The following is a 4,122-nucleotide window of genomic DNA, read 5'->3' as shown; positions in this document are numbered from 1 at the left end:
GTGTATGCTGCCATGGTCAGGCTGATGCTACGCCGACTGACCCACCCAGCGTGAAATCACTTCTCAGACACCCTCTTAGTCGAAGGCACCTGTTCTTCCCTAGCCCAAGGAAGGAAGTCAGCTCCTTCTCGTTTCAGCAGGCCGGTCCAGCCCTGTCTTCGGGATCTCACTTGCCTTGCCCCTTTGACTTCGGCAACCGCCGCATCTATAGCCGCCTATCTCGTTTGCGGCCTAGGGACACGATGATTGAAGGCTGCAATCCATGCCTCGTGCTCTCGCTTGAGCATTTCTACAACAGACACGGCGAGGGAGTCGTCAATGCTCTGGGGCGACCTATGAACGAACGAGTTTCGTTGCTCCTGAACCCTAGCTAGGTGGGTACTTACGTCGGCATATCCTAAAGACACGAGATCCGAATGATACGTCGAGTCAAATGCGATTCTGTAGAACCTATCCAATCGTGCACCTCCTGTCGGAATACCCGACAAAGATGCATTCCGCTTGTTAGGAGGTCAATTCCAAGCTGGCGTTTTCGCACAGTTTAAGCGGACTGTTGAAAAAGCTGGCGTCAGGCAGATCGGTTCTGACAGAGGCCCGGACCTGTGACCTCTGCTCTTCCTGTTGACTAGGGTCATCGTTTCACTCGCGGTAAATGGACTGCGGAGCCTACGGCCGTGTTGCTCCCATTGAACGACTGTCAACCAGCAGTCACGCTTTCGCCTGACACAGTTGGTGTTGGCGTTGTCACCCTGTCAGCTAGTCGCCGTACAGCCTTCTTCAAGTTATGTGCCAGTGCCGATATGTATCCCTCACAGTTGACCTTCCAGAGACCTCGCAACCTACTTCGCGCCCATACCAGTCGGTCCAAGGACGCGAACACTCCCTCCACAGTCGTTCGCCGTCTGAGCATCTCCCTCTGATTGGCCTTGCTGCGGTTACGCTCTCTTGCTCTCATGAAGACCGGATGGTACATGCTAAGAGCTATGTATCTACGCTTCTGGCGAGTCGGCAGACACTCGGTCTTCACCGGACATTGCTGGCAGTCGCTGTGGCGAGCAACGTACTGATGGACTCGGTCAGTCCTGCGGAGGCCATTGCGGCGCAGCTTCTTGCCCTCCGGACATACCAGGTGGTCTCCTCGATACTCGAAGCCACCCGTGTAGAACATGTTCTTCTCATGATTGGGATGGATCGGAATGTATCCGGTCACGTTCATATCTTCGAGACGCCTCCTCTAGGCGGCCAGCGTTGTATGAGGTGTCTGCCGCCAGACTCTCAGGCTTAATGGGGAGCTGTTCCAACAGATCATCCACCGCCTTCCACTCACCCACGCTGGCATGCGTCACCTTCCGGGAGACGATAAAGCCTCCGCGATCGGCTATCACGTTCTCCTGGCAGTGAAGGCGGGCGGGCTTGTCGTACCTGCTTGTGCGCCAGCGCGCATCGGTGTCAACTGGACTCAGTGGCAGACGACCTTTGGGGTCTTGGTAGCGCTGTACCCTGTCATGTTCTACTCCCTCTTCATCGATAGACCGTTCACGAACCACGAACAACCCGTTCTCCTCAAGCCGCCTTCTCTCTGAACTCCTCCACGCTCATTCCGCTGGGGGCTAATCCGTAGTCGCTCACGTTCGCCTTCACCAGACTGGAATCGACGTACATCTGGCGGGAAAGGAGTCCGAGTCTCAGCAACTCCTCATTGAACCGATGGAATATCTCTCCGAACCCCTCATCGCCGATGCGCTCTATGAAGTAGCTGATGGTCGAGTGGTCGAACACCCTATCGTCAATGGAAAGGAAACAGAACCATCTGAAAGCGATGTTCTCAGAGATCGCCGAGCAAAGCCGTCGGAATGACGTGATGTTGTAGAGAGCGGAGATTAGAAGTGCCCTGACCAGGACTTCGGGGTGAATGGCGGGCCTGCCATTATCGCGACAGAAACAGTCTTCGAGCGGCCCGACTAGTTTGGTGAAGTCGAACTGCTCATCAACCTGGATCAGCAGATGCTTTGGGTCGATGAAGTCTCGGAGTCTCTTGTTTGTAAACTGGAAGAGCGTGGAGTCTCTGCTGTAGCGGTCCAATGGCTCAATCATCAGCACCTCTCCGGAACCTGAATCTCATGTCATCTTATGTCCCGTCAGTCCGGGCGGCAACGGGGGCTTTCTCAACAGTCCGCTTAAACTGTGCGAAAACGCCAGCTTGGAATTGACCCCCTAACAAGCGGAGTGCATCTTTGTCGCGTATTCCGACCAAATGTTAGGAGGTCGATTGGTGAGAGAGCTATACGAGTTGAGGGCCAAGGGGCGTTCGATAGACGGGATAGCCATGGGCCTGGGGATCTCCAGGAACACCGTCATCTATTCTTGCCGGTTCACCTCCCCATTACCACGCTGCTGAGCTATTCCGGTTCTGTAGCTAGGCACGTCGAATTCCAGGATGACCGAGTGGTGGACTACTCTGTCGATGGCTGCCACAGTGGCCATCGGGTTGGCGAAGATGTGCTCCCACTGGGAGAAGACCAAGTTGGACGTGATGCCCAGGGCCCGGCGTTCGTAGCGTTCGGCGATGAGGGTGAAGAGCACCTCGGACTCCCCGACACCCTGGGGCAGGTATCCCAGGTCGTCCAGCAGCAGGAGGTCGTAGTTGTCGAGCTTCCGTAACTGTCTCGGCAGCGCGAGGTCCCGCTTGGCGGCGAGGAGGTCCTGCACCAGCCTGTAGGCCGGGACGAAGAGCATTGACCTGCCCGATTCCACCAGGCGATGGCCCACTGCGCACAGGTGCCCGGCAGCCCGAAAGCCAGGACGTTGACGCCCCGCTCGACGAAGTTGCCGTCGGCCAGTTCTCCCAGCTGCTGCCAGAGTGCCAAGGGCACCCGGTCGTGCTCGAAGGTCTCCCAGGTCTTCCCCGTAGGCAGTGTGGACGCGGTGCGCAGCCTGCTGATTCGCGGCCGACGTCGATCCTCTGCCTCCTGCTCCAGCACCTCCAGGAAGGTGGAGAGACTTCGCCGTGTCCGGCGGCGGTGAAGCGGGAGACCGGCTGCGTTCCCATAGTGGGCAGCCGGAATTGACGACAAAGCTCCCCGATCCGGTCGTTTAGCGCTAACGTGTTAGTCATCAGGCCACCCCCGCCAGCAGGGAGTCGTAGACCCTCAGGTCCGGCATCCCGCTCGGCGCCAGCGGCGGTGCCGGGTTCGCCAGTTCCTTGACTGTGCCGTAGGCGAAGGGATCGCCAGCCTCCAGCAGCAGCGTCAGAGCGCTGTCCACCGTGGACTCCATGGTGGTCGCCGCCAGTTGCAGGATGCGCACGTACTCCACGTCGGCGCGTTCGCCCCGCCACCGCTTGAGCGCGTCATAGGCCAGCCTGTAGGTCATGGTGGGAAACATCTCCTCCCGGAAGCGGTACTGGGCGAAGGCCCCAGGCTTGCGCACCAGGGAGCCGATGATGTGGCGATAGTCGACCCGGGCTTCCCGCTCACCTCGGACCCTTTCCATCCGTTCCACGAAGGTGCCCTTGTAGTACACTTCCAGATGCTCGGCGTACAGCCGGACCTGCACCTCCTTCCCAATGAGCCGAGAGGGAACGGTGTAGGTCGGTGCTCCACTTTCGCACCCGGGCCCGGTAGTTGACGTACTCCGGCACCGGAGCTGGCGGCAGGCACTGCAGATGAGGGAGTTCCTGCTCCAGCTTCCCCATCACCAGCCGGTTGCGCCGGGCCACTACCTTGCCGACGAAGCTGGTGTAATCGTCGACCGTGTCGAAGTCGCGGCTGTCCCACAGCACGAGGGCTTGGTCCAGGACATCCTTCAGACGGTAGTGGGCCTGCTCGGCCACGCCGTTTTCATGAGACTCCCCAGAATGGCTGCCGCTGTCTGTTGTGTCTTTCCTTCCATCCTCTTCTGCCTCAATAGCCTGACTTGCTGGTCTGTCATCAATCCGGTACCTCCGTACCGAATGAATAACCGGCAAAAATAGTCAGAGCCAGCGGCAGATCTAATTGTTGTTGATCAAAAGTACACTGGAGCGGTATTCGGCGAAGCCGAAAAGGGCAATCGGGACAGCAATCCAGACAATTTCACAGCTAGAGTCAGCATCAGCGCCGGGATGGCGGAATGGCATACACG

The 4,122-nt window shown here is 58.2% G+C and carries 6 protein-coding genes; 2 read left to right on the top strand and 4 right to left on the bottom strand.

Annotated features, from left to right (window positions below; all coding sequences use genetic code 11):
• Positions 1 to 697 precede the first annotated feature (697 nt).
• The 3 genes from J4G14_15230 to J4G14_15220 form a co-directional block, all read right to left on the bottom strand.
• Complete coding sequence (locus tag J4G14_15230; GenBank protein ID MCE2459141.1) at positions 698 to 1,216, bottom strand: transposase; 519 nt, start codon at positions 1,214 to 1,216, stop codon at positions 698 to 700.
• A gap of 347 nt (positions 1,217 to 1,563) precedes the next feature.
• Entirely contained in the window at positions 1,564 to 2,094 is a 531-nt protein-coding gene (locus J4G14_15225; GenBank protein MCE2459140.1) for a transposase, read from the bottom strand.
• A gap of 264 nt (positions 2,095 to 2,358) precedes the next feature.
• Positions 2,359 to 2,736, bottom strand: a complete 378-nt coding sequence (locus J4G14_15220; protein ID MCE2459139.1) for an ATP-binding protein — start codon at positions 2,734 to 2,736, stop codon at positions 2,359 to 2,361.
• On the opposite strand from J4G14_15220, the gene J4G14_15215 reads away from it, so the two are divergent.
• Entirely contained in the window at positions 2,736 to 3,068 is a 333-nt protein-coding gene (locus J4G14_15215) for a hypothetical protein (GenBank protein MCE2459138.1), read from the top strand. The two genes, J4G14_15220 and J4G14_15215, sit on opposite strands and share 1 nt — an antisense overlap.
• 46 nt (positions 3,069 to 3,114) lie before the next feature.
• Here J4G14_15215 and J4G14_15210 read toward each other — a convergent pair whose 3' ends face one another.
• A complete protein-coding gene (locus J4G14_15210; GenBank protein MCE2459137.1) occupies positions 3,115 to 3,555 on the bottom strand; it encodes a hypothetical protein in 441 nt (146 codons plus the stop codon).
• Between the two features lie 109 nt (positions 3,556 to 3,664).
• On the opposite strand from J4G14_15210, the gene J4G14_15205 reads away from it, so the two are divergent.
• The gene (locus J4G14_15205) at positions 3,665 to 3,973 is read left to right on the top strand and encodes a hypothetical protein (protein MCE2459136.1); all 309 of its coding nucleotides are present in this window, start codon (positions 3,665 to 3,667) and stop codon (positions 3,971 to 3,973) included.
• Positions 3,974 to 4,122: the final 149 nt, after the last annotated feature.

It is taken from the genome of Dehalococcoidia bacterium (genome assembly GCA_021295915.1).
In the GTDB taxonomy this organism is placed as follows: Bacteria; Chloroflexota; Dehalococcoidia; order Lucifugimonadales; family UBA1123; genus VXRN01.
Note: the sequence above shows the minus strand (reverse complement) of the source record. Positions and strands in the feature narration are given on the sequence as shown.